This is a genomic window from Pseudomonas sp. FH1 (assembly GCF_000510895.2).
In the GTDB taxonomy this organism is placed as follows: Bacteria; Pseudomonadota; Gammaproteobacteria; order Pseudomonadales; family Pseudomonadaceae; genus Aquipseudomonas; species Aquipseudomonas azotoformans_A.
Map to the genome: position 1 here is coordinate 12,431 of NZ_AOHM01000125.1, position 22,593 is coordinate 35,023.

A 22,593-nucleotide genomic window follows, 5' to 3' on the forward strand; every position below is an offset into this window, starting at 1 on the left:
GATCAGCGGTGTACAGGTTTCGTGGAGGCCTGTTGCACCGCTGGTATTGGGTTTCTCATCAATGTCCCTACGACTAGAGCCCCCAGCAAACCCAGCAAGCCCGCGACCCACAGCACACCACTGAACCCACCCACAAATGCCTGCCGTGCCAGCGGTTGCACCACCTCTCGCGCCGACTCCGGTAGCAATCCCATCGCCGCCGGCATATCCCCGGCCACCACGCGTGAAGCAATCCCGTTCACGTGCGCCTGCCATTGCGTGTCGATGCTTGCACTCAGCAGCTGTTCGCTGTGGCTGCTCAGCAACGCCCCATACACGCCAATCGCCAACATGATCGCGCTGAAACGCATGGTGGTGCTCATGCCGGAAGCCATCCCTGCGCGGTCCCGAGGCACGCAGGCCATGATGTTTTTCTGCGTATCACCATTGAGCAGGCCCGCACCGGCGCCCGTCACGGCGATGGCCAGGGCAAAGGGCAGGTAGCCGCCCAGATTGACCGCCCAGGCACTCAGCAAATTGCCGCAACCCACCAGGGTCAATCCGGTGGACATCATCGTCGCGGGCGTAAAGCGTTCGGCCAGGCGCGCGCCAATGCGTGGGCAGGCCAGCATGGTCAAGGCAAACGGCAGCATGCCCAGGCCCGAGGCAATTGCGGAGAAACCCAAGCCGTTTTGCAGGTAAAACGGCAGCAACGTCATCATCACCTGAGCGCAACCGGCGTAGGCAAACATGCCCAGCAGAGCGCCGATAAAGCGTGGGTGGCGAAACAATTGCAGGTCGACCATGGGCCGCTGCTGCAGGCGTTCAACCAGTACGAACACGCCCAGCAATGCCGCGCCGCCGATCAGCCGCGCATAAGTCAGCCGGTTATCCCAGCCAATCCGATTGGCCTCGATCAACCCCCAGATCAGGCACAACAGGCTCGCGCTGAACGCCAGGCTGCCCCAAGGATCGAGCCGTGCGGACTGGGTATCGCGGGATTCCGGAATGGCGCGCAGCACCAGGCTCATCAGCGCCAGGCCCACTGGCAGGTTGAGGTAGAAGATCCAGCGCCAGCCCAAATACTGGGTAATAAGGCCGCCGAGTGTCGGTGCGGCAGTCATCGCCACGCCCATGCACGCGCCCCAGAAGGCCCAGGCTTTGGCCCGTTCCGCTTCATCGTGGAAGGTGTGGCCGATGGATGCCAGGGCTGACGTCAGCAACAGCGCCGCGCCCACGCCTTTGATGGCACGAGCGATATCCAGCAACAGCGCAGTGGGCGCTGCACCACAACCCAGTGACGCGAGGATGAAAAGGCTCAAGCCCCAGATCAGGGTTTTCTTGCGCCCGAAGCGGTCGGCGATACTGCCCGCCGGTAGTAGTAAGGCGGCAAACGCCAGCATATAGGCGCTGACCACCCACTCGATGTCGGCAAAGTTTGCCCCCAGGTCGCGAGCAATGCTCGGCAGGGTCACGGCGACGATATTGGTGTCGAGCACAATCAGTGAGCAAACACCGGAAGCGGTCAGCAAGGTAAGGCGTGGGCTGACCCGGCTCATGATTGAATTACCTCAAAGGCAACAAAGAAAATGCAGTTGACGGACATCGCAAGGGCTCTCTACTGTTCTAGTCGCTCCAGCATATCCGCGCTGCCCAAAGTCCTTGTTAGCCAGGCGGAACCACTTCATTACCTTTGAGCTAATCCAGCAATGGACATCCGCCACTTTCGCTACTTCCTGGCCGTCGCCCGGCAGCGCAATTTCACCCGCGCTGCCGAGCAACTGGGGATTGCTCCGCCGACGTTGAGTCGACAGATTCAGGACATGGAAACCAGCCTGGGCACACGGCTGTTTATCCGTCAGCAACGCGAAGTCAGCCTCACCGAGGCGGGTGCTGCGTTGTTGATCGAGGCGGAGGCGACGGTGCGTCAGTTCGAGTTCGCCCAGCGCAATGCCCAGCGCGCCGGGCGTGGTGAGATCGGCCACATTGAGCTGGGCTATGTGGCATCGGCGGTGTATTCCGGGGTGCTGCAGCGGCAGATGCGCGGGTTTTGCCAGGCGTTTCCCGATGTCAGCGTGAACGTACGCGAATGCGCCATGGCCACGTTGCCGGGTGCGGTTGCGGACGGGCGCTGCGATATCGGCTATATCCGCTCACCGATGACCTTGCCGGAGAGTGTGGAAGCGCTACGCCTCGACAGTGAAGGCTTTGTGCTGGCGCTGCCGCAGGATTCGTGGCTGCTGGGGTTGAAAGCCATCCACTGTGAGCATTTGCAAAACGAAACCTTCATCCTGCCGGAACAGATCAGCGGCACGCTGCACGTGGCCGCCCAAGGCGATTTTGCGCCGCGCCTGGGGCCGCAACCCGGAGGTTTGGTGGCGGTGGTCGCATTGGTGTCATTGGGGCAGGGCGTGGCCGTGGTGCCGGCGTCGGTGGTGGGGCATGCCAGCTTGCCGGGCGTGGTGTATCGCACGATCCAAGGCAGTGACGCGTCGTCCTGGCTGTCGTTGATTCACCGGCGCTTCGAAAAAGCGCCGGCGGTGGTGCGGTACATCCAGCAGGTCAGGGCTCAAGCACAACCTTGAGGGATTTGTCGCCGCGCTCCATCACGGCAAAGGCTTCCTTGAAATCCGCCAGGGCGAACTTGTGGGTGACCACGTCGCGCATGTCGATCTTGCGGTTGCCGATAAAGTCGATGGCGCGCGGGTACATGTAGGGCCCCAGGTGCGAGCCGAGTACATCCAGCTCCTTGCGGTCGCCAATGATCGACCAATCCACCGTGGCCTCGTCATTGAACACGCTGAACTCGACGAAGCGCCCCAGCTTGCGCAGCATCGCCAGGCCCTGGTTGACCGCCTTGTGATGACCGGTGGCTTCGATGTAGATATCGCAACCGTAGCCGTCGGTGATTTCACGGATCTTGGCCAGCACGTCGACTTCGGCGGGGTTCCACACCTCGTCGGCGCCCATGCGCAGGGCGAGGGCGGTGCGTTCGGGCTTCATGTCCAGCACGATGAGCTTTTTCGGGTTGCGCATGCGCACCGCGCCGATGATGCCCAGGCCCAGTGTGCCGGCGCCGGCGACCACCACCACATCATCGAAATCCACATTGGCGCGTTCGGCGGCGTGCAGCGAGCAGGCCAGCGGTTCGATCAGGATGGCTTCGTCCGGGGCGATGGAGTCGGGGACTTTATGGATGATGCCTTCCTTGGTGAAGATCATGTACTGGGCCATGGCCCCCTGCACATTATTCTGGAAGCCATACAGGTCGTGTTTCTGGCACATCCAGTACTGGCCGTGGTTGCAGAAGCGGCAGCCCCAGCACGGCACGATCTGCTCGGAAATGACCCGGTCGCCAATCTTCACGCCGCGTTTTTCCGCGCCAGGGCCGAGGGCGACCACGCGGCAGACGAACTCATGGCCGGGGATCATTGGCGGTTTCACATAGCGCGGTTGTTCGGCATCACCCCAGAACGAGGGCGCGCCGCGATAGGTCTTGATGTCGCCCATGCAGATGCCGCACAGCTCGACCTTGGTGAGGACTTCCTCAGGGCCGGGCGTGGGCACGTCGACGGTTTCCAGCCGGTAGTCTTCCGGGCCATGGCAGACCACGGCCTGCATGGTTTTCGGAATGATCGGGGACAGTTGTTCTTGCGGGCGTTCGGTGACGGTGGACATGGCTGGCCTCACAACAAAGATGAACCTATCGCTCCCGCGCGGGGAGCGATAATTCGACACGACTTACTTGGCGCCGCTGACTTGTTTGTACAGCGCGTCGGCGTTGGCGTTGGTGACCGGCACCCAGGGCAGGATGTAGTTTTTCGCGGTGCCGTCACCCCATTTCACGTCTTTGGCGTAGCGCTCCCAGATCACCGATTGCGGCTTGTAGTCGCTGCCGGCCAATGCGCGCAGGGCCACATCCAGGGCGCCTTGGGACTGGGCCTGGGCGTCTTGCAGGAAGGTGGTGACTTCATCTTTTTTCGCCGCCTGGATCGCGTCCGGCATGCCGTCGATGGACGTGACTGGCACATCCTTGGAAGTCAGGCCGTGGGACTTGAGCGCTTGCACGGCGCCGAGGGCCATGTCGTCGTTTTGTGCGATCACGCCGTTGATGCCTTTGGGGTGGGCGTTCAGCCAGTCCTCGGTGAGTGTCAGGGCTTGGGCGCGGTCCCAGTTGGCGGTCTTTTTCTCGATGATCTTGATGTCCGGGTGCTTGCCCAGCACTTCCAGCTCGCCTTTTTCGCGGTCGATCTGTGCCGACTGGCCAATCGGCCCCTGGATGATCACCACATTGCCCTTGCCGTTGAGCTTGTCGACCATGGCCTGGGCCTGCAGGCGGCCACCTTCCACGTCGTCATTGCCCACATAAGGCACGGAGGCATCGGCTACTTTCGTATTGGAGGCGATGACCACCACGTCGTTGCTCATGGCTTGCTTGACGGTGCCCACGCCGGCCTTGGTGTCGATGGGCACGAACAGGATGGCGTCGTAGTGCTGGGTCACCATGTTTTCGATCTGGTTGTTCTGGGTCAGCGCGTCGTAGTTGCCATCGAACACCGTGAGCTGCACGGTGCCATCTTTGACGGCAGGGTGCTCCTTGAGCTCGCGCACCCAGTTTTGCATGAATTGGCCCTTGAGGCCGTAGACCGCCGCGCCGACCTTGTAGGTCTTGCCGTCGGCGGCCAGGGCGATGCTGCTGGCGAGGAGGGAGAGGGCCGCAGCGGCGGCGAAGGTCGTACCGAGTTTCATGATGAGCACCCCATTTATTGTTGTAGTCAGTCGGTCATTCATTGCCTTGCACTGATCATATGTTTATCAAATGAAAATCTGATCAGTCAAACGCTTTCGCTAAAAATGCTTAAATAGCGTGTTTTGTGGGTTTTCATGAATGGGGTGGCGATTTGTGGCATGCATTTTGTTGTTGTTTGTGTGATATAAAATTCAATAGGTGATCATATGATCGTACAGATCTGGCAACAGTTACAGATCTTGTAATAGTTTTGCGTTGTGGGAATTTTCTGTTTCGGCTGTACGATTCAAGTCCTTTTGTCATCGCAGGATTTGCATGAACACCCTCTCGGAGCCTCCCAGTCGTCTTTCTCCAAGACAACCGCTGCCGCTGTTCCCTCTGAAGCACCCCGTATTCCGACTGCTAACCTTGTACCGGTCCACTGACCGCGCCTTGCCGTGTCCGGCATTCTGAAAATCGATGACTGAAGAGACTTAATAAATGGAATGGTTAGCGGATCCAACGGCCTGGCTCGGCCTGTTGACCTTGATTGTGCTGGAACTGGTACTGGGCATCGACAACCTGGTGTTTATCGCGATCCTGGCGGACAAGCTGCCCCCGGAGCAGCGTGACCGTGCGCGGTTGATTGGCCTGTCCCTGGCATTGCTGATGCGTTTGGGCCTGTTGGCGAGTATTTCCTGGCTGGTAACCCTGACCCAGCCGCTGTTCGAGGTGTTCGACAAGAGCTTCTCGGGCCGTGACCTGATCATGCTGTTCGGTGGTGTGTTCCTGTTGTTCAAGGCCACCATGGAATTGCACGAACGCCTCGAAGGTCACGTGGCCCAGCGCACAGGCAATGCCGCCTACGCGATGTTCTGGCCGATCGTGGCGCAGATCGTGGTGCTCGATGCGGTGTTCTCCCTGGACGCGGTGATTACCGCCGTGGGCATGGTGGACGAACTGGCGGTGATGATGATCGCGGTGATCGTGTCCATCGGTGTGATGATCGTGGCGAGCAAGCCATTGACTCGCTTCGTCAATGCGCACCCGACGGTGATCATGTTGTGCCTGGGCTTCTTGATGATGATCGGTTTCGCCCTGACCGCCGAAGGCCTGGGCTTCCATATCCCGAAAGGCTACCTGTACGCGGCGATCGGCTTCTCGATCCTGATCGAATTGTTCAACCAGATCGCACGGGCCCGCCGCAAGAAGTCGGCGCAAGGTGTGTTGCCGGTGCGTGAGCGCACGGCTCATGCGGTGATGCGCTTGCTGGGTGGTCGGAGTCTGGCGGTGGAAGAGGTGAGCGATGAGGTTGCCGATCTGCTGGGCGAGCCGGATGCGGCGCAAGGCCCGGTGTTTGATCGACGCGAGCGCGTGATGATCAGTGGCGTGCTGCAACTGGCCGAACGGCCGATCCGCACGCTGATGACACCTCGGGCCAAGGTCGACTGCATCGACCTGGCGGACGATCCCGAGAGTATTCGCCTGAAACTGATGCATTCGTCCTACTCGCGACTGCCGTTGATCCGCAATGGCGCGGTCGATGAGCCGCTAGGCTTTGTGCACAAGAAGGAGTTGCTCAAGGAATACCTGGCCGGTCACGAGCCGAACCTGGAGAACCTGGCACGCCGGGCGATCAACCTGCTGGACAGCTTTTCGGTGCTCAACGCCCTGGAGCAGATGCGTCAGGAATCTACCCACATCGCGTTCGTGATCAACGAATTCGGTGACTTCATGGGTGTGTTGAGCATGACCGACATTCTCGAGTCCATCGCCGGTGAACTGCCGGACGCCAGCGAAATCGAGGGGCCGGATATCGTCGAAGAGGGCGCAGGTTTTCGCGCCAACGGTGCGCTGAACCTCAATCAGGTGCGTCAGCGCACGGGTTTCAACGCGGTTGCGACCGACGATTACCAGACCTTGGCCGGCCTGGTGATGAGCCTGCTGGACCGCCTGCCCGTGGTGGGCGACAGCCTGGTGCATGAAGGCTGGCGCCTGAGTGTGGCGGCCGTCGAGGAGCGGCGCGTGACCCAGGTGTCTATGGTGCGTGAAACGTAAAGCGGTTCTTGCCCGAGTGCTTTGATACGTACAGCGCCTGGTCCGCCTTGATCAGTGCCTGGTTCAGGGTTTCGCCGTCCTCCACCCGGGCCAGGCCGATGCTGATGGTCACCGGGTGCTGGGTCGCTTCCTCACGCACTCGGGCACAGAGCAGGTTCGCCAAGTGCGCCGCGTCCTCGCGGCGCACGCCCGCCAAGTAGATCCCGAACTCTTCGCCGCCCAGCCGGGCGTAATCGAAGTCGATCATGACCGTCTTGATGTCCTGGGCCACGCGCTTGAGGACGTCATCGCCGATGTCGTGGCCATACACGTCATTCACTTTCTTGAAGTTGTCGATGTCGATCATCGCCAGGTAGTGATCGTGCGCCTTGGGCTGTTGGCTGAGCTTTTTCCCGGCGCTGGTCATGAAGGCGCGACGGTTGGGGATTTCGGTAAGGGTGTCGAGGTAGGCCTGTTCCAGTAGCAGTTTGGACATGATGAAGTTATGCAGTTTGGCCTGGCGCAGTTTCAGGAAGCTGTAGAGCGTCAGGAAGGTCAGGAACACCGAATAGAAGGTCACCAGGGCGCCACGCACTTCCAGCAATGAGAGCTGGGCCAGGTGAAACGGGTTGAGCAATGCCCAGGTGATCAGCATCGTCGTGACGAACGACCAATGCTTGAGCGGTAGCACCGATGCGCTATAGAGGATGCTCGAAGCGGCCAGGATCAACCAGCTGGGGTGCAGGTCCATCGGTAAGCCTTCGATCAGCAGGCGGGTGCCGAGGGCGATGATCGCGACGAATATCAGGTTGATCCACTGGAAGTGCTGGGCGTCGCGGGTAAATCCCAAGGTAATGGTGTTGATGGTCAGCAGCGCGAGAAAGAGCATCGAAAGCCCGGTAAAACCCTGGCCGCCCGGAAAGCTGACGATCAGGTCGAACACCAGCCAGATGCAGATGCTCGCGGTGTAGATCAGCAGGCAGAAAGGCTTGAGTCGCTCGAAATCATGCTGGGCGAACTCACGTTGCAGGGCGGGTGAGGGGTGTTTCTTCAGGACTTCGGCTTCAATGGTCTTGAGCATTGCTGACCCTGGTTCGGCTGAGACGGCACTCAGCAGCGTAGACCGTGGTCAAGGGTGTGCAAGCGCGGATGTGGTGGGGCGGTGGATGCGGTTGTAGCGCTTGAACGTAGCCTCAACCACTTGCGCCTGGTTCTCCCGTGGGCCGAAGCCCTTGAGTTTTTCCTTCAATACGCCGTTCCAATAGATTAGTAGCGTTGGAGTGCCCGTGACGTCGGGGTGCCGGGGTGTGCTCGCGCAATCCACTACCAGGCTCACTATCCATGGGTGCTTCCAGGCGGCCTGTTCGAACAAGGGGGCGGACTCTCCACAGGCGGGGCAGTGTTCTGAAACAAACAGGATGAACACGGGGCGTGGTGTATTGAGGATTCGTTGAAAGTCCTTCGCATCGGCAATTTTCCAGGTAGCAGTCCCCATGGTGATCCCTCTTTAGATAGCGCTGGTGTCTGCCAACGCTAAGTCGAGGGATCATCACCGTCTACTGTCAACCTTCACAGGTCGCTATCGCGCTCCAGGCGTTCCCGTGCCTTGCGCGCCTGGCTTGCGCATTTCTTGTATTCAAGGTTGTCCCTCGAAGCCTTTGCCTGGCGATAGCCATGATGATTCTGGCTGGTGTAATTGGTGCTCAGGGCTGCGTTGAGCTTGCGTAGTTCTTCCTTGCACTCGCGGCGGTCGTTACTGGCCAATGCGCTGCCAGCCACCAGAAAGGAGAGCAAAACCAGGGTGAGGCGCAACTTCATCAGGGCGGAGTCCTTGTCGAAATGAATGTGCCAAGGCTAGCCCAGCGTGGGGATTTTTCCACGCGCCAAGCGCACTGCAACGGTGCGCGGTAACGCCTTTGTGGCGCACGCAAGTGGGGCTGTCACCGCTGTGTGGGGCCTTGGGTAGCAAAGTGATTTCAGGTGCTGGCTCAACGCCTTACTCCACATAATCTTTTATCTATCTGATTTAAAACAAATTTATCCATATCGTTTTTTTCTGTTACCGCGTGTGGCACACTTTCTGCTGTCTATTCCGTTGTTACATACTAGGTTCCGGTATAGCGGAATACACAACTCCTGGAGTGCTTGTCATGCATCACCGACCTTCCGTGTTTAAAGCGTGTGTTTTTCTCTTCGCCGCATCGGCTTCCCTCGCCAGCATCGTGCAGGCGGCGGACAGCAAGCTCGATGATGTGCTCAAACGTGGGCACCTCATCGTGGGTACAGGCAGTACCAATGCGCCGTGGCACTTCCAGGGAGCGGATGGCAAGTTGCAGGGGTTTGATATCGACATCGGCCGCATCGTGGCCAAGGGTTTGTTCAATGACCCGAGCAAAGTCGAGTTCGTGGTGCAGTCGTCTGACGCACGGATTCCCAACCTGCTGACCAATAAGGTCGACATGAGTTGCCAGTTCATTACCGTCACTGCCAGCCGTGCCCAGCAGGTGGCTTTCACCCTGCCGTACTACCGCGAAGGCGTGGGCCTGCTGCTGCCGAACAACAGCAAGTACAAAGAGATTGAAGACCTGCAAGCCGCCGGCGACAGCGTCACCGTAGCTGTGCTGCAAAACGTATACGCCGAAGAACTGGTGCACCAGGCGCTGCCCAAGGCCAAGGTCGACCAGTACGACAGCGTCGACCTGATGTACCAGGCCGTGAACTCCGGTCGCGCCGATGCTGCCGCCACCGACCAGTCCTCGGTCAAGTACCTGATGGTGCAGAACCCAGGCCGCTACCGCAGCCCGACGTACGCCTGGAGCCCGCAGACCTACGCGTGCGCCGTCAAGCGTGGCGACCAGGACTGGCTGAACTTCGTCAACACTGCGCTGCATGAAGCCATGACCGGTGTCGAGTTCCCGACCTACAAGGCCTCGTTCAAGCAATGGTTCGGTGTCGACCTGCCGGAACCTGCGATCGGCTTCCCGGTTGAGTTCAAGTAAATCGAAACCCTGGGGCGTCGCTGACGGCGCCCCAATCAGGTACTGCTGACCATGAACTATCAGTTGAACTTTGCCGCCGTGTGGCGCGACTTCCCCAGCTTGCTGGCGGGGCTCGGCCTGGGCCTTGAGCTGGCGCTGCTGTCGATCGCCATCGGCTGTGTGATCGGCCTGATGATGGCCTTTGCCATGCTGTCCAAGCACCGGGCGTTGCGGGTCTTTGCCTCGGTGTACGTGACGGTGGTGCGCAATACGCCGATCCTTGTGTTGATCCTGTTGATCTACTTTGCGTTGCCCAGCCTCGGGATCCGTCTGGACAAAATCCCGTCGTTCATCATCACCTTGTCGCTGTACGCCGGCGCTTACTTGACCGAAGTGTTCCGCGCCGGGCTGTTGAATATTCCCAAGGGCTTGCGCGAAGCCGGGCTGGCCATCGGCCTGGGTGAGTGGCGTATCCGCGCCTATATCACCGTACCGGTGATGCTGCGCAACGTACTGCCCGCGCTGTCGAACAACTTCATTTCGCTGTTCAAGGACACCTCGCTCGCGGCCGCCATCGCGGTGCCGGAGCTGACCTACTACGCCCGCAAGATCAACGTCGAAAGCTACCGGGTGATTGAAACCTGGCTGGTCACGACCGCGCTCTACGTGGCTGCCTGTTACCTCATTGCCATGCTGCTCCGTTACCTGGAACAGCGTCTGGCGATCCGTCGTTAAGGAGGGCTTTCATGTACGAGTCCCCAAGCTGGCTGCATGAGTTGTGGATCGCCCGGGACACCCTCTGGGCGGGCTTTCAAGCCAGCGTTTATGTGCCTGCGTTGGCAATTATCTTTGGCACCCTGATCGGCATTGTCGCCGGGTTGATCCTGACCTACGGCAAGTTCTGGATGCGTGCGCCATTCCGGCTGTATGTCGACCTGATCCGTGGTACGCCGGTGTTTGTGCTGGTGCTCGCGTGTTTCTACATGCTGCCGGCGCTCGGTTGGCAGATCACCGCGTTCCAGGCCGGTGCGGTCGGGTTGACGCTGTTCTGTGGCTCCCACGTCTCCGAGATTGTGCGCGGCGCGCTGCAAGCCATTCCCCGTGGGCAACTGGAAGCGGGCAAGGCGATCGGCCTGACGTTCTACCAGTCCCTGGGCTACGTGCTGCTGCCCCAGGCGCTGCGCCAGATTTTGCCGACCTGGGTCAACTCCTCCACGGAAATCGTCAAGGCCTCGACCTTGCTGTCGGTGATCGGCGTGGCCGAGTTGCTGCTCAGTACCCAGCAAGTGATCGCGCGCACCTTCATGACCCTGGAGTTCTACCTGTTCGCAGGCTTTATGTTCTTTGTCATCAACTACGCCATCGAGTTATTCGGGCGCTACATTGAAAAGCGGGTGGCCTTGCCATGAATCAATCTCAAACCAACCAACCGCTGCTGAACATTCGCGGCCTGCGTAAGCAATACGGCCAAGTGGAAGTACTCAAGGGCGTCGACCTGTCCATGCAGCGCGGCAACGTGGTGACCTTGATCGGCTCCAGCGGCTCGGGCAAAACCACGCTGTTGCGCTGCGTGAACCTGCTGGAAGAGTTCCAGGGCGGGCAGATCACCCTGGATGGCGAGTCCATCGGCTACAGCGAAATCGCCGGCAAGCGCGTGCGCCATCCCGAACGGGTGATTGCCCAGCACCGTGCGATGACCGGCATGGCGTTCCAGCAATTCAACCTGTTTCCGCATCTGACGGCCTTGCAGAACGTCACCCTTGGCCTGCTCAAGGTCAAGAAGATGGGCAAGGACGAAGCCGTCGCACTGGCGGAAAAATGGCTGGACCGCGTCGGCCTTCTGGAACGTCGCAATCACTTCCCCGGTCAGCTGTCCGGCGGTCAGCAACAGCGTGTGGCGATTGCCCGCGCCATTGCCATGAACCCCAGCCTGATGCTGTTCGACGAAGTCACCTCGGCCCTCGACCCGGAGTTGGTGGGCGAAGTGCTCAGCGTGATCAAGGGCCTGGCGGAAGAGGGCATGACCATGTTGCTGGTCACCCACGAAATGCGTTTTGCCTACGAAGTCTCGGACAAGATCGTTTTCATGAACCAGGGCCGCATTGAAGAGCAGGGCACCTCGAAGGACATCTTCGAACGCCCGCAATCGCCGCGCCTGGCGGAATTTCTCAAGAACATTCGTTTTTAATCAGGAGCCTTTTTTATGAGCATTACTCGTTACGGTGCCGGTAGCACAGCCGGCGGTGGTCAGCCCCGTCCTTTCGCCCGTGCGGTGGAAGCCGATGGTTGGTTGTACGTCTCAGGCCAAGTGCCTGCGGTGGACGGCGAAATCATCACTGGGGGCATCATCGAACAGACCCGCCAGACCATGCGCAACGTGGTGGCGATCCTCGAAGAAGCCGGCTACGAATTGAAGGATGTCGTGCGCGTCGGCGTGTGGCTGGAAGACCCGCGGGACTTCTGGAGTTTCAACAAGGTCTTCGGTGAGTACTTCACCCCGGAACACGCCCCGGCGCGGGCCTGCGTGCAGGCCAATATGATGGTCGATTGCAAGGTGGAGATCGATTGCGTGGCGTACAAGAAAAAAGGCTAAATGCCTGGATCTAAAGCCCGCTCCCACAGGGGATATGTGTTGATAGCAACCTTCTGACCGGACCGACAACTGCCATGACCGAAGACACCATCAAACGCCGCGCCAAAGGCCTGGACCGTGCATTCGATATCCTCGATTTTCTCAAGGAAATCGGCCAGCCCCTGCGCCCGAATGATATTGCCAGCGGCATCGGCAGCCCCAAGTCCACCGTCTATGAACTGGTGGCGTCGCTGCTTGAGCGGCGCATCCTGGAAACGGTGGGCAAGGATGGTCACGTCTACCTCGGCCGCCAGCTGTATTTTCTCGGCCAGGCGCACCTGCGTCATTTCGACCTGACCCGCGAGGCCGATCACGCCCTGCAGGAGATCGTCAGCCAGACCCACGAAACCGCGCAGATGTGCCTGCTCAACGGGCGCAAATACACGGTGGCGCTGATGCGTGAGGGCGAGCGGCATTTCCGTATTTCTTCGGACATCGGCGAAAACGCTCCCATTCCGTGGACCGCTTCCGGACGCCTGTTGCTGGGGCACTTGAGCGACCAGCAGATCATCCACCTGATCGATCACGATGACTTCATCCTGCCGGACGGCCAGCGCCTGCCGCTGGAGACCTTCCTGGCGCAAATCCGTCAGGCCACCCTCGATGGCTTCTTTTCCTTCGACAGCGTAGCCGACACCTTTACCCATTGCTTTGCCGCCCCGGTACGGGACGCGCAAGGTATCAGCATCGCGACGCTGTGCATCGTCGCCCCACGCGCCGATGCCACAAAAAACTACAACGACTATCGCCGGGTGTTGATCGACAGCGCCAACAACCTGGCCCGGCGTATCAACGAATAGGAGTTTTCCATGTCTGCCATCAATGCCGTTGAAAAGGGCGCCGCCGCCCTTGGGGCCCACCTGGTCCGTGACGTCAGCCTGCCTGCCCTGGTGCTGCACCGTGACGCCCTGGCACACAACATCCGCTGGATGCAGGACTTCGTCAGCAACAGCGGCGCGCAGCTGGCGCCCCATGGCAAGACCAGCATGATGCCGGCACTGTTTCAGCGCCAGATCGAGGCGGGCGCCTGGGGCATCACCCTGGCCAATGCCGTGCAGACCCGTGCCGCCTATGCCGGTGGCGTGCGTCGCGTGCTGATGGCCAACCAACTGGTAGGCGCGCCGAACATGGCGTTGATCGCTGACCTGTTGGCCGACAAGGACTTCGACTTCCACTGCATGGTCGATCACCCGGACAACGTCGCCGACCTGGGCCTGTTCTTCGCCGCCCGTGGCCTGCGCCTGAACGTGATGATCGAATACGGTGTGGTCGGCGGTCGTTGCGGCTGCCGCAGCGAGCAGGAAGTGCGTGACCTGGCGAAGGCGATCAAGGCCCAACCGGCCCTGGCCCTCACCGGTATCGAAGGCTACGAAGGGGTTATTCATGGCGAACACGCCATCAGCGGCATTCGCGATTTCGCCGCCAGCCTGGTGCGGCTGGCGGTAGACCTGCAGAACAACGGTTCTTTCGACCTGCCCAAGCCCATCGTCACGGCATCGGGTTCAGCCTGGTATGACCTGATTGCCGAGTCTTTCGAAGAGCAGAACGCTGCTGGCCGCTTCCTCAGCGTATTGCGCCCTGGCAGCTACGTAGCTCATGACCATGGCATCTACAAAGAGGCGCAATGCTGCGTGCTCGACCGTCGCAGCGACCTCAGCGAAGGCCTGCGCCCGGCCCTGGAAGTCTGGGCTCATGTGCAATCGTTGCCCGAACCGGGCTTTGCGGTGATCGCCCTGGGCAAACGTGACGTGGCCTACGACGCCGGTTTGCCGGTGCCGCTCAAACGCTACAAGGCCGGTATTTTGCCGGCGGAAGGTGATGACGTGGGGACCTGCAAGGTCACGGCGGTGATGGACCAGCATGCGTTCATGACCGTGGCGCCGGGGGTTGAGTTGCGTATTGGCGACATCATTTCGTTCGGTACTTCCCATCCTTGCCTGACGTTCGACAAGTGGCAGGTGGGTTGCCTGGTGGATGAGCAGTTGCAGGTGATCGAATCCCTGGAAACCCGATTCTGAGTGTAAAGCCATGACCCGCTTGTCCCCACGCATCGCCCTCATCGGCGAATGCATGATCGAACTGCAACACCGCGCCGATGGCAGCCTGCACCAGAGCTTCGGCGGCGACACTTTAAATGCGGCGGTGTACCTGCGCCGCGAGCTGGGCGAAACGGGCAACGTTGATTACGTCACCGCCCTGGGCGATGACAGCTTCAGCGATGCCATGTGCCAGCAATGGGCGCAGGAAGGCCAGGGCCTGGAAAGGGTCCAGCGCCTGCCCGGACGCCTGCCGGGTTTGTACTGCATCCAGACCGACGCCAATGGCGAACGCAAATTCCTCTACTGGCGCAACGAAGCCGCCGTGCGTGATTGTTTCACCACGCCCGCCGCCGAGCCGATCCTGGCCGCTTTGCCGGACTACGACGTGGTGTATTTCAGCGGCATCACCCTGGCGGTGTTGGGTGATATCGGCCGTGAGCGTTTGCTGCAAACCTTGGTCGAGACCCGTCGGCGAGGGGGCAAGGTGGTGTTCGACAACAACTATCGGCCGCGTCTGTGGGCCAGTGTGGACGCGGCGCGCACGGCGTATCACCGTGTGTTGGTCGAGGTGGATATCGCCTTGCTGACCGAGGACGACGAGCGTGCGTTGTTTGGTTATGCCGACAGCGAGCAGGTGTTCGCGGCGTATCCTGGGATTGAAGAAGTGGTGCTCAAGCGTGGGGCGGATGAATGTCTGATCCGTTGCAACGGCGAGCACTTTGCGGTGCCGGCGCTGAAGGTGGAAAAGGTGGTGGACACGACAGCGGCGGGGGATTCGTTCAGTGCGGCGTATTTGGCCAGTCGGCTTAAAGGTTGTTCGCCTGAGCAAGCCGCGTTAGCGGGACATCGGTTGGCAAGCCGGGTCATCCAAGTGCCTGGCGCACTCATCCCCAAAGTGTAGACCGAACCCTTGTGGTGAGCGGGCTTGCGCAGGGCAAGCCTGCTCACCACAAAAGGTAGGTTTGGCACCGGTTTATCAGTCGCGGTAAAACACCTGCACCAAGTGATACCCGAACTTGCTCTTGATCGGCCCGTGAACCACCTTCACCGGCTTCTTGAAGATCACCGCATCAATCGCCCCCACCATCTGCCCCGGCCGCACTTCACCCAAGTCGCCGCCACGCTTGCCGGACGGGCAGGTGGAGTACTTCTTGGCCAGCACATCAAAGGCTTCGCCCTTGGCAATGCGCTGCTTGAGTTGTTCGGCTTCTTCGCTGGTTTTCACCAGGATGTGACGGGCTTGGGCTTTCATTGATCTCTACCAGGTGTGCGACGGCGCGCGATTATGCCTGAACTCATGCGTCGACGCTGATCATGCTACGGATTTTGGTGGCCAGCAGGTCGATGGAGAACGGTTTGGCGACCATGTCCATGCCGTCCTCCAGGAATCCCTGGCGTTCGGCGGCTTTTTCGGCATAACCGGTCATGAACAAGACGCGCAAGCCAGGCCGGTGTTGGCGGGCAATCTCCGCCAATTGCCGGCCATTCATGCCCGGCAGGCCAACATCGGTGACCAACAAGTCGACGCGCAGGTCCGACTCCAGCAGCGGAAGTGCCGCCCGCGCATCCGCCGCCTGGTGCGCGGTGTAGCCCAGTTCGTCGAGCACATTGACCACCAGCATGCGCACTGCCGGGTCGTCTTCGACCACCACCACCGCTTCGCCGGCCAGGGCCACCGGTGCTTCACCGAGGCTGGCAGGTAAACTGCTTTCCAGCGCCGTGCCATACAGGCGCGGCAGGTACAGACGTACGCACGTGCCTTGGCCCGGCTCGCTATGAATGGTCACATGACCACCGGACTGCTGGGCAAACCCGTAGATCATCGACAGCCCCAGGCCAGTGCCCTGGCCGATGGGTTTGGTGGTGAAGAACGGGTCGAACGCCTTGGCCAGGATTTTCGGCGCCATGCCGGTGCCGTTGTCGCACACGCCGAGCATCACGTAGTCGCCGGCCTTGACCGGTTCAAGGGTGGTGATGTCGGTGCCGTCCAGGTAGCTGTTGGCGGTTTCGATCAGCAGTTCGCCGCCGTCGGGCATGGCGTCGCGCGCGTTGATCACCAGGTTGAGCAGGGCGTTTTCCAGTTGGCTGGCGTCGGTGTTCACCGGCCAGATGTCGTGGCCCAGTTGCACCTTGAGCCCGATGTGCGCGCCTTTGGTGCGACGGAACAAGTCTTCCAGGGAGGCGACCAATTGGTTGGGGTCCAGCGGGCGTCGGTCCAGCGACTGACGGCGCGAGAACGCCAGCAACCGATGGGTGAGAGCGGCCGCACGATGGGCGGAGGACACGGCGGCATCGGTAAAACGGCCGATCTCGTCACTGCGCCCGGCGGCGATGTAGCGCTGCATCAGGTCCAGGCTGCCGATGATACCGGTGAGCATATTGTTGAAGTCATGGGCAATGCCACCGGTGAGCTGGCCCACGGCTTCCATCTTTTGCGCATGGCGCAACGCGTCTTCGGCACGCTCACGCTCGTACATCTCGTTTTGCAGGCGCTGATTGGCTTCGGCCAGGGCCTGGGTGCGCTGAGCCACCCGCTCTTCAAGGTTTTCGTTGAGGTGGCGCAGGGCTTCTTCGGTGAGTTTGCGTTCGGTCTCGTCGATCACGAAGATGTAGAAACCATTGACTGAACCGTCATTGCTGAAACGCGGCAGGTACTTCATCAACGCATGGCGCGGACGGCCATCGTGGTGCGGAGTGATGGTCATGAAGCTGCAGGCCTTACCCTTGAGCGCGGCGGCTATCTTGTCTTCACGCCCGGCGTACACCTCCTCGCCGAGCACTTCGCGGATGGTCTTGCCGTACAGCTCCTGGGGCGTCATGCCGTACCATTCCAGGTACGCGCTGTTGTTCAGGCGAAAGCGCTGTGCATGGTCGACATAACCGATCAACACCGGCATGGCGTTGATGATCAGTTGCAATTCGGTCTGGCTCTGACGCAAGGCCTGCTCGGTGTTCTTGCGCTCGGTGAGGTCCAGCGCGGCCCCGAGGAAACGTGCCGGGCGGCCTTGATGATCCTTGTAGCAACGGCCACGGGCGAACACCCAGCGTACCTGGCCGTCGGCTTGCAGCAAGCGATACTCCTCGGCGTACTCGGTGCCAAAGGTGATGCAGTGCTTGATGCTGCGCGCCACCATGCCACGGTCTTCCGGGTGCACGCCGTGCAGGTAATCGCTGATCGGCAACGAACGCGCATCGCTGGGGTCGACGCCGTGCAAGTAGGCGAAGTGCGCGTCGGCGATGAAGCGGTCTTCGCCGATGTCCCAATCCCAGGTGCCTACCGCGTCGGTGGCGGCCAAGGCCAACTGCAAGCGTTGTTCGGTGTTGTGTTGGGCCTTGCGGCGTTCGTTGGTTTCGATGGCGGTGACCAGAATCCCGGCCACGCGCGCGCTTTCATCGCGGATCGGGCTGTAGGTCAGGTCCAGCCAGATTTCCGTGTCGCGATTGTTGCGTTGCAGCACGAACCGCTGCTCGCTGAAGGTGCGCACCTGGCCGCTGAGAACGGCGTCGTAGATCGGCGCGGTAAAGCTTTCCAGCTCCGGCCAGGTCTGATGCGCCGGCTGGCCCATCGCTTCAGGGTGTTTGTTGCCGGCGAGTTGGGCGAAGCCGTCGTTGTAAAGCTGCGTGAGCTGGCTGCCCCACAGCAGGAGCATCGGCATCGGCGAGTGGACAACGATATCCACGGCGGTGCGCAGGCTTTGCGGCCAATCAGTGGCCTCACCGAGCGGGCTTTGCGCCCAGTCCAGCCGCGCAATCAATGCAGCGGCTTCGCTACCGGTGGATGTTCCAATCATGAAAAAGCCCTGAGCGTAACGCTTTGAAAGATGACAACACCCATTATCCCGTGACTTGGGAATGGGTGACTACCCCCGAAAAATAGCATGCATTCGGGGTTTGTCTTCAAATGAGTGCGTCAGCGCTGAAACCTTTCATCCGTTCGCCAGTTCAGGCCGGTCGCGAAACTGCTCCAGCGCCTGCGGATTGGCCAGGGCGTCGGTGTTCTTCACCGGCTCACCGTGCACCACATTGCGCACCGCCAATTCGACGATCTTGCCGCTGATGGTGCGGGGGATATCGGTGACAGCGAGGATCTTCGCCGGCACATGGCGCGGTGTGGTGTTGGCGCGGATCACCTGGCGGATCTGCTGCTCCAGCGCGTCGTCCAGCTCGACACCCTCGTTGAGACGTACGAATAGCACCACGCGCACGTCGTCCTGCCAGCGTTGGCCGATGGCCAGGCTTTCCTGCACCTGTGGGACTTTTTCCACCTGGCGATAAATCTCGGCCGTGCCGATCCGCACGCCACCGGGGTTGAGCACGGCGTCGGAGCGCCCGTGGATTAGCAGGCTGCCGTTGGGGCGCTGTTCGGCGTAGTCCCCTTGGGCCCAGACGCCGGGAAACTGGCTGAAATACGAAGCGCGCAGTTTTTTACGCTCCGGGTCATTCCACAAGCCAATCGGCATGGCCGGGAAATGCCGGGTGCACACCAGTTCGCCTTTTTCGCCGACCAACGGCTGGCCCTGGTCGTCCCACACCTCAATGGCCATCGCCAGGCTCTTGCACTGCATTTCGCCGCGACGCACCGGCAGCACCGGATTGCCGATCACAAAACAGGAGACGATATCGGTGCCGCCAGACATGGAGGAAAGGCACAGCTCGCCCTTGATCTCGCGGTACACGTAGTCGTAGCTCTGCGGCGACAGGGGCGAACCGGTCGAAATCAAGCCTTTGAGACTGCTCAGGTCGTGGCTCAGGCGCGGTTGCAAGCCGGCCTTTTCCAAGGTGGCGAGAAACTTGGGGCTGGTGCCGAACACGCTGATCTTCTCGACATCGATCAGGTCGATCAAACGCTCGGGCCCCGGATGAAACGGCGAACCGTCATACAGTACCGCCGTGGCGCCGATCGCCAAGACCGAAACCAGCCAGTTCCACATCATCCAGCCGCAGGTGGTGTAGTAGAACAGGCAGTCCTCGCGGGACAGGTCGGCATGCAGGCCGTGTTCCTTGAGGTGGGTGAGCAGCACGCCGCCGGTGCCGTGGATGATGCACTTGGGCACGCCGGTGGTGCCGCTGGAATAGAGGATGTACAGCGGATGGTCGAACGGCACCGCGACGAATTCAGGCGCGCCGCCGGGCTGGTAGAAGTCCGGCCACAGCGCGACGCGGGCGTGGGTTTGATAGTCCTCGATCCTTGCCTGGTGCCGCGCGTACGGCACGACGATCAACTGCTCCAGGGACGGCAGGCGTTCGAGGATTTCATTGAGCTTGGCGGTCTGGTCGATGGTTTTGCCGGCATAACGATAACCGGCGCAAGTGATCAGCACCTTGGGTTCGATCTGGCCGAACCGGTCGATCACGCCCTGGGTGCCGAAGTCCGGCGACGAACATGACCAGATCGCGCCCAGGCTGGTGGTGGCAAGCATGCCCACCAGGGTTTGCCAGGTGTTGGGCATGCAGGCCGCGACGCGGTCACCCTGCACGACACCGGCGGCCCGCAGGCTGTTTTGCAGGCCGGCGACATGGGCCGCCAGTTCGGCGTAGGTCAATTGCTCGCGCTGGCCGTCTTCGCTGAGGGCGACCACAGCGGGGTGATCGTCGCGGCGGCGCAACAGGTGTTCGGCGAAGTTCAGGGTCGCGCCGGGAAACCATTGGGCGCTGGGCATCTCGGCGTCTTCGATCAGCACCGCCGTGGGCGGATTGCGAAATTGCACGTCGAAGTATTCCACGATCGCCCGCCAGAAATCCGCGCGCTGGTCGATGCTCCACTGATGCAGCGCCGGGTAGTCGCTCAGTTGCACGCTGTAGCGCTGGTTGATGTAGCGCCGGAACTGGTCCATCCGCGTGTGGGCGATGCGTTCCGGGGAGGGTTGCCAGAGGATCTCGGACATAGTGGGCCTCTTGTTATTGTGCCAGCCAGCCGCCGTCGATATTCCACGCGGCGCCGCGCACCTGGCTGCCGGCTTCGCTGCACAAGAACAGCACCAGCTCGCCCAGTTGCGGCGGCGTGACAAACTCCAGGGACGGCTGCTTTTCCGCCAGCAGATCATGCTGCGCCTGCTGCGGGTCAACGCCGGCGGCGGCACGGTCATCAATCTGCTTCTGCACCAGCGGCGTCAGCACCCAGCCGGGGCAGATGGCGTTGCACGTCACGTTGCTGGTGGCGGTTTCCAGGCCGACGACCTTGGTCAAGCCAATCACACCGTGTTTGGCTGCCACATAGGCGGCCTTGCCCACCGAACCGACCTGGCCATGCACCGAGGCGATATTGACGATACGCCCCCAGCCCTTGGCTTTCATGCCTGGCAAACTCAAGCGTGTGCTGTGGAACACCGACGACAGGTTGATCGCAATGATCGAGTCCCAGCGCTCGGCCGGAAAGTCTTCCACCGCCGCCACATGCTGGATGCCGGCATTGTTCACCAGGATATCCACGCCGCCGAATTCACGCTCGGCGTAGGCGATCATGTCGGCGATTTGCGCCGGGTCGCTGACGTCCGCCGGGTGATGGCCGACCTTGCCGCCGAACGCCTGTACCTGGGCGATCACCGCGCTGGCGTCGCCGAAGCCGTTGAGGATCAGGTTGGCGCCGGCCTTGGCCAGGCTCAGTGCAATCCCCAGGCCGATGCCGCTGGTGGAGCCGGTGACCAGGGCGGTCTTGCCGTTCAATGTCGTCATGAAAACCTCACACAATGCCGGTGGCGTAGAAAGTACCGATCACCACGAACACCGCAAGGGTCTTGATGATCGTGATGCCGAAAATGTCCTTGTAGGCTTCGCGGTGCGTCAGGCCGGTGACCGCCAGCAGCGTTATCACCGCGCCGTTGTGGGGCAGGGTGTCCATGCCGCCGCTGGCCATGGCCGCGACGCGGTGCAGCACTTCAAGGGGGATATTGGCCGCATGGGCCGCCGAAATAAAGCTCTCGGACATGGCCGCCAGGGCGATGCTCATCCCACCCGACGCCGAGCCGGTGATACCGGCCAGCAGGGTTACGGTGATCGCTTCGTTGACCAGTGGGTTAGGGATGCCCTTGAGCCAGTCCGCCAACACCAGAAAGCCTGGCAGCGAGGCGATCACGGCACCAAAGCCGTATTCGGAAGCGGTGTTCATCGCCGCCAGCAACGCACCGCTGACCGCGCTTTTGCTGCCTTCGGCGAGTTTGCTTTTGATGGCCGACCAGCCAAACACCAACACCATGACGATGCCCACCAGCAACGCCGCTTGCACCGCCCAGATCGCGGTGAGCTTGGCGATTTCGGTGGTCACCGGCGTGGTCATCCCTGGCAGGGCGAGGCTGTGGGTCTTGCCGTACCACTGCGGGATCCAATGGGTGAACAGCAGGTTCATCACGCCCACCAGAATCAGCGGCGAAAGCGCGATCCAGGGGTTGGGCAGCGCCAGGTTGTCGGCCGTTTCCGGCTCGTTGCGCAGCTCGGTGCCGTAGCCTTCACCGGCCCGTTGCGCCTTGTTGCGCTGGCGTGCCAGGTACAGCATGCCGGCGCAGAACACGAAGATCGTGCCAATCAGGCCCAGCCATGGCGCGGCCCAGGCCGTAGTGTTGAAGAAGGTGCTGGGGATGATGTTCTGGATCTGCGGCGTGCCGGGCAGGGCGTCCATGGTGAACGAGAACGCGCCGAGGGCGATGGTCGCCGGGATCAGGCGCTTGGGGATATTGCTCTGGCGGAACATCTCCGCCGCGAACGGGTACACCGCAAACACCACCACAAACAGCGACACGCCACCATAGGTGAGCAGGGCGCAGACCAGGACGATCACCAGCATCGCCTGGCGCGTGCCGAGCAAGCGGATCGCTGCGGCAACGATGGAGCGCGAAAAGCCCGACAGCTCGATCAGCTTGCCGAACACCGCGCCGAGCAGGAACACCGGGAAATACAGTTTGATAAAGCCGACCATCTTCTCCATGAACACCCCGGTAAAGGCAGGCGCGACGGCGGAGGGGTCAGTGAGCAGCACAGCGCCTAGGGCGGCAATGGGGGCAAACAGGATAACGCTATAGCCACGGTAGGCAGCCAGCATCAGCAACGCGAGCGCTGCCAGGGCAATGATCACACTCATGGTGTGTCTCCATCGGATTGTTATTTTTGTGGGGTGTTGCTGTAGGAAGGGGCTATAGCGAGATATGTGCCAACTAGCTAAGCTTTTGAAATATATGAATAAATTTCAGATATTGGATTGGCGCTATC

Annotated in this window: 21 protein-coding genes; 10 read left to right on the plus strand and 11 right to left on the minus strand. The window is 61.0% G+C overall.

The genetic code is table 11. The features are described from left to right. Positions 1 to 2 precede the first annotated feature (2 nt). The gene (locus H096_RS26595) at positions 3 to 1,538 is read right to left on the minus strand and encodes an MFS transporter (RefSeq protein ID WP_033902330.1); all 1,536 of its coding nucleotides are present in this window, start codon (positions 1,536 to 1,538) and stop codon (positions 3 to 5) included. Between the two features lie 150 nt (positions 1,539 to 1,688). On the opposite strand from H096_RS26595, the gene H096_RS26600 reads away from it, so the two are divergent. After that, entirely contained in the window at positions 1,689 to 2,564 is an 876-nt protein-coding gene (locus H096_RS26600; protein WP_033902331.1) for a LysR substrate-binding domain-containing protein, read from the plus strand. Here H096_RS26600 and H096_RS26605 read toward each other — a convergent pair. Together H096_RS26605 and H096_RS26610 are read right to left on the minus strand one after the other, a co-directional pair. Then, on the minus strand, positions 2,542 to 3,657 hold the full coding sequence (locus tag H096_RS26605) for an alcohol dehydrogenase catalytic domain-containing protein (protein ID WP_033902332.1): 1,116 nt from the start codon (positions 3,655 to 3,657) through the stop codon (positions 2,542 to 2,544). The genes H096_RS26600 and H096_RS26605 overlap by 23 nt on opposite strands. A 63-nt stretch (positions 3,658 to 3,720) precedes the next feature. Beyond that, positions 3,721 to 4,728, minus strand: a complete 1,008-nt coding sequence (locus H096_RS26610) for a substrate-binding domain-containing protein (RefSeq protein WP_033902333.1) — start codon at positions 4,726 to 4,728, stop codon at positions 3,721 to 3,723. A gap of 481 nt (positions 4,729 to 5,209) precedes the next feature. On the opposite strand from H096_RS26610, the gene H096_RS26615 reads away from it, so the two are divergent. Continuing rightward, positions 5,210 to 6,766: a TerC family protein gene (locus tag H096_RS26615; RefSeq protein ID WP_033902334.1), complete on the plus strand. Its 1,557-nt coding sequence runs from the start codon at positions 5,210 to 5,212 to the stop codon at positions 6,764 to 6,766. On the opposite strand, the gene H096_RS26620 is transcribed toward H096_RS26615, so the two are convergent. From H096_RS26620 to H096_RS26630, 3 genes are all read right to left on the minus strand, one after another. Further along, complete coding sequence (locus tag H096_RS26620) at positions 6,747 to 7,826, minus strand: GGDEF domain-containing protein (RefSeq protein WP_033902335.1); 1,080 nt, start codon at positions 7,824 to 7,826, stop codon at positions 6,747 to 6,749. The two genes, H096_RS26615 and H096_RS26620, sit on opposite strands and share 20 nt — an antisense overlap. A 48-nt stretch (positions 7,827 to 7,874) precedes the next feature. Next, a complete protein-coding gene (locus H096_RS26625) occupies positions 7,875 to 8,240 on the minus strand; it encodes a thioredoxin family protein (RefSeq protein ID WP_051422220.1) in 366 nt (121 codons plus the stop codon). A gap of 74 nt (positions 8,241 to 8,314) precedes the next feature. Beyond that, on the minus strand, positions 8,315 to 8,563 hold the full coding sequence (locus tag H096_RS26630) for a hypothetical protein (RefSeq protein ID WP_033902336.1): 249 nt from the start codon (positions 8,561 to 8,563) through the stop codon (positions 8,315 to 8,317). 332 nt (positions 8,564 to 8,895) lie between these two features. Here H096_RS26630 and H096_RS26635 point away from each other — a divergent pair, with 332 nt between their 5' ends. From H096_RS26635 to H096_RS26670, 8 genes are all read left to right on the plus strand, one after another. Further along, positions 8,896 to 9,744, plus strand: coding sequence for a transporter substrate-binding domain-containing protein (locus H096_RS26635; protein WP_033902337.1), 849 nt, complete (start codon positions 8,896 to 8,898; stop codon positions 9,742 to 9,744). 51 nt (positions 9,745 to 9,795) lie between these two features. After that, positions 9,796 to 10,458 (plus strand): amino acid ABC transporter permease, encoded by a 663-nt coding sequence (locus H096_RS26640; protein WP_010210962.1) that lies wholly within the window; start codon positions 9,796 to 9,798, stop codon positions 10,456 to 10,458. Positions 10,459 to 10,469: 11 nt separating this feature from the next. Beyond that, the gene (locus H096_RS26645; RefSeq protein WP_033902338.1) at positions 10,470 to 11,132 is read left to right on the plus strand and encodes an amino acid ABC transporter permease; all 663 of its coding nucleotides are present in this window, start codon (positions 10,470 to 10,472) and stop codon (positions 11,130 to 11,132) included. Next, positions 11,129 to 11,911: an amino acid ABC transporter ATP-binding protein gene (locus H096_RS26650; protein ID WP_033902339.1), complete on the plus strand. Its 783-nt coding sequence runs from the start codon at positions 11,129 to 11,131 to the stop codon at positions 11,909 to 11,911. Before H096_RS26645 ends, H096_RS26650 begins: the two co-directional genes overlap by 4 nt. Before the next feature lie 15 nt (positions 11,912 to 11,926). After that, the gene (locus tag H096_RS26655) at positions 11,927 to 12,316 is read left to right on the plus strand and encodes a RidA family protein (protein ID WP_010210958.1); all 390 of its coding nucleotides are present in this window, start codon (positions 11,927 to 11,929) and stop codon (positions 12,314 to 12,316) included. A gap of 74 nt (positions 12,317 to 12,390) precedes the next feature. After that, positions 12,391 to 13,155 (plus strand): IclR family transcriptional regulator, encoded by a 765-nt coding sequence (locus tag H096_RS26660; RefSeq protein WP_033902340.1) that lies wholly within the window; start codon positions 12,391 to 12,393, stop codon positions 13,153 to 13,155. Between the two features lie 9 nt (positions 13,156 to 13,164). Next, positions 13,165 to 14,373 (plus strand): amino acid deaminase, encoded by a 1,209-nt coding sequence (locus H096_RS26665; RefSeq protein ID WP_033902341.1) that lies wholly within the window; start codon positions 13,165 to 13,167, stop codon positions 14,371 to 14,373. A 10-nt stretch (positions 14,374 to 14,383) separates the two neighbouring features. Beyond that, complete coding sequence (locus tag H096_RS26670; RefSeq protein WP_033902342.1) at positions 14,384 to 15,295, plus strand: sugar kinase; 912 nt, start codon at positions 14,384 to 14,386, stop codon at positions 15,293 to 15,295. Between the two features lie 75 nt (positions 15,296 to 15,370). Here H096_RS26670 and H096_RS26675 read toward each other — a convergent pair whose 3' ends face one another. From H096_RS26675 to H096_RS26695, 5 genes are all read right to left on the minus strand, one after another. Then, the gene (locus H096_RS26675) at positions 15,371 to 15,646 is read right to left on the minus strand and encodes a peptidylprolyl isomerase (RefSeq protein WP_003174397.1); all 276 of its coding nucleotides are present in this window, start codon (positions 15,644 to 15,646) and stop codon (positions 15,371 to 15,373) included. A gap of 43 nt (positions 15,647 to 15,689) precedes the next feature. Then, on the minus strand, positions 15,690 to 18,185 hold the full coding sequence (locus H096_RS26680) for a PAS domain-containing sensor histidine kinase (protein WP_033902343.1): 2,496 nt from the start codon (positions 18,183 to 18,185) through the stop codon (positions 15,690 to 15,692). A gap of 135 nt (positions 18,186 to 18,320) precedes the next feature. Next, positions 18,321 to 20,279 (minus strand): acetoacetate--CoA ligase, encoded by a 1,959-nt coding sequence (locus H096_RS26685; protein WP_033902344.1) that lies wholly within the window; start codon positions 20,277 to 20,279, stop codon positions 18,321 to 18,323. Between the two features lie 13 nt (positions 20,280 to 20,292). Then, positions 20,293 to 21,066, minus strand: coding sequence for a 3-hydroxybutyrate dehydrogenase (locus H096_RS26690; protein WP_033902345.1), 774 nt, complete (start codon positions 21,064 to 21,066; stop codon positions 20,293 to 20,295). A 7-nt stretch (positions 21,067 to 21,073) separates the two neighbouring features. Continuing rightward, a complete protein-coding gene (locus H096_RS26695; RefSeq protein WP_033902346.1) occupies positions 21,074 to 22,465 on the minus strand; it encodes a GntP family permease in 1,392 nt (463 codons plus the stop codon). Positions 22,466 to 22,593: the final 128 nt, after the last annotated feature.

Bases quoted from the DNA above. Each gene is read 5' to 3' on its own strand.
- H096_RS26625 (WP_051422220.1), bottom strand. From the start codon at position 8,240: ATGGGGACTGCTACCTGGAAAATTGCCGATGCGAAGGACTTTCAACGA.
- H096_RS26655 (WP_010210958.1), top strand. From the start codon at position 11,927: ATGAGCATTACTCGTTACGGTGCCGGTAGCACAGCCGGCGGTGGTCAG.
- H096_RS26605 (WP_033902332.1), bottom strand. From the start codon at position 3,657: ATGTCCACCGTCACCGAACGCCCGCAAGAACAACTGTCCCCGATCATT.
- H096_RS26635 (WP_033902337.1), top strand. From the start codon at position 8,896: ATGCATCACCGACCTTCCGTGTTTAAAGCGTGTGTTTTTCTCTTCGCC.
- H096_RS26650 (WP_033902339.1), top strand. From the start codon at position 11,129: ATGAATCAATCTCAAACCAACCAACCGCTGCTGAACATTCGCGGCCTG.
- H096_RS26695 (WP_033902346.1), bottom strand. From the start codon at position 22,465: ATGAGTGTGATCATTGCCCTGGCAGCGCTCGCGTTGCTGATGCTGGCT.
- H096_RS26595 (WP_033902330.1), bottom strand. From the start codon at position 1,538: ATGAGCCGGGTCAGCCCACGCCTTACCTTGCTGACCGCTTCCGGTGTT.
- H096_RS26645 (WP_033902338.1), top strand. From the start codon at position 10,470: ATGTACGAGTCCCCAAGCTGGCTGCATGAGTTGTGGATCGCCCGGGAC.
- H096_RS26685 (WP_033902344.1), bottom strand. From the start codon at position 20,279: ATGTCCGAGATCCTCTGGCAACCCTCCCCGGAACGCATCGCCCACACG.
- H096_RS26600 (WP_033902331.1), top strand. From the start codon at position 1,689: ATGGACATCCGCCACTTTCGCTACTTCCTGGCCGTCGCCCGGCAGCGC.
- H096_RS26630 (WP_033902336.1), bottom strand. From the start codon at position 8,563: ATGAAGTTGCGCCTCACCCTGGTTTTGCTCTCCTTTCTGGTGGCTGGC.
- H096_RS26690 (WP_033902345.1), bottom strand. From the start codon at position 21,066: ATGACGACATTGAACGGCAAGACCGCCCTGGTCACCGGCTCCACCAGC.
- H096_RS26680 (WP_033902343.1), bottom strand. From the start codon at position 18,185: ATGATTGGAACATCCACCGGTAGCGAAGCCGCTGCATTGATTGCGCGG.
- H096_RS26615 (WP_033902334.1), top strand. From the start codon at position 5,210: ATGGAATGGTTAGCGGATCCAACGGCCTGGCTCGGCCTGTTGACCTTG.
- H096_RS26610 (WP_033902333.1), bottom strand. From the start codon at position 4,728: ATGAAACTCGGTACGACCTTCGCCGCCGCTGCGGCCCTCTCCCTCCTC.
- H096_RS26620 (WP_033902335.1), bottom strand. From the start codon at position 7,826: ATGCTCAAGACCATTGAAGCCGAAGTCCTGAAGAAACACCCCTCACCC.
- H096_RS26640 (WP_010210962.1), top strand. From the start codon at position 9,796: ATGAACTATCAGTTGAACTTTGCCGCCGTGTGGCGCGACTTCCCCAGC.
- H096_RS26670 (WP_033902342.1), top strand. From the start codon at position 14,384: ATGACCCGCTTGTCCCCACGCATCGCCCTCATCGGCGAATGCATGATC.
- H096_RS26675 (WP_003174397.1), bottom strand. From the start codon at position 15,646: ATGAAAGCCCAAGCCCGTCACATCCTGGTGAAAACCAGCGAAGAAGCC.
- H096_RS26665 (WP_033902341.1), top strand. From the start codon at position 13,165: ATGTCTGCCATCAATGCCGTTGAAAAGGGCGCCGCCGCCCTTGGGGCC.
- H096_RS26660 (WP_033902340.1), top strand. From the start codon at position 12,391: ATGACCGAAGACACCATCAAACGCCGCGCCAAAGGCCTGGACCGTGCA.